Annotated in this window: 1 protein-coding gene and 1 pseudogene; both read left to right on the forward strand. The window is 72.7% G+C overall.

Annotated elements, in window-relative coordinates:
• A partial coding sequence (locus G3N94_RS41425; RefSeq protein WP_205799920.1) for a pilus assembly protein occupies nt 1–608 on the forward strand: 608 nt, incomplete at its 5' end.
• Nucleotides 602–1145 (forward strand): annotated as a pseudogene (locus G3N94_RS41430) (type IV pilus secretin PilQ); the annotation flags it as partial. The gene G3N94_RS41425 and the pseudogene G3N94_RS41430, both read left to right, overlap by 7 nt.

Genomic DNA, 1145 nt, shown 5'->3' on the forward strand with positions numbered 1-1145 from the left:
TCGATCCGGCTGCGCCCGGCTGGGCTGCGCTGCTGCTCGAGCTCGCCGAACTGGCCACGTCGGGCGGGCTGCGGATCGTGTCGTTCGAGCCGGGGCCGCCGCCCGAGCATCCCGCGAAGCCGGACGCGCGGCGCACGGTGCGCATCGTCGCGGATGGCGGCTTTACGGCGCTTCGGTGGCTGGTCGACCGCCTGGCGGCGTTGCCGGTGCTCGCCGTGCCGTCGGCGATGCGTGTCGAGCAGGACGCACGGGCCGCACGGGCGGCGCGCGTGGAACTGGCGATCGACCTGTTTCCCGGGTTGCCTGGCGCTGGGGCGTCTGATGGCGACGCGTGGTCCGGGCCGAGTTCGATGGAGGCGGACCCGTTCGCTTCCGCAGATCATTCGGAGCCGGGTGAGGCCGCGCCGTCGCGGCTGGCCGGCGTGATGCGGGACGCGCGCGCCGGTCTCGCGCTGTTCGACGACGGCACGGGTGCGATCACGGCGGCGACTGCCGGCGAGGCGGTCGGTGCGATGCGCGTGACGCGGATCGACGCGGAGTCGGTCATGCTCGCGACCGCGCATGGCTCGCACCGGATGGAGCTGAATGGCGGAGGCGGGCAATGGTGAGGAACGGATTGCGCGCCACGGTCGTCGTCTGGATCGGCGTGAGTGGCGGCGCTGCGTGGGGTGCGTTGCCGCCGCTGCCGGTCGCATGGCCTGCGATGGAATCGCAGGCCGGCGGGTTGCCGGACGTGCCGCTGCCGCAGGGCACGGTCACCAGTGCGGAAATCGCGTCGCCGGAGTGGTCGCGGTTGCCATCGCCATCGCCGCAGTTGTCACCGGGCCTGGAGCCGGCGCCGGCTCCGCCGCAGCCAGAGCCGACGCCTCGCGTCGCCCCCGCGCTCGAAGGCCCGCCAGTTCCGTTGCCGCCCCCCGCGCGCATGAGCGACGCAGCGGCGCGGCGTCCAGGCGACGCGGACGACGCACGCCGAATCTCGCTGAATCTCCAGGGTGTCGGCCTCGCGGCCGCATTCGACGCGTTTGCGCGCTTCACCGGGCTCAACATCATCGTCAGCGAACAGGTGCGCGGCACCGTGTCTTTACGTCTGAACAATGTCCGCTGGCGGGATGCGTTCGACGTGCTGCTCGACACGCATGGGCTCG

This window comes from Burkholderia sp. Ac-20353, assembly GCF_017104785.1.
In the GTDB taxonomy this organism is placed as follows: domain Bacteria; phylum Pseudomonadota; class Gammaproteobacteria; order Burkholderiales; family Burkholderiaceae; genus Burkholderia.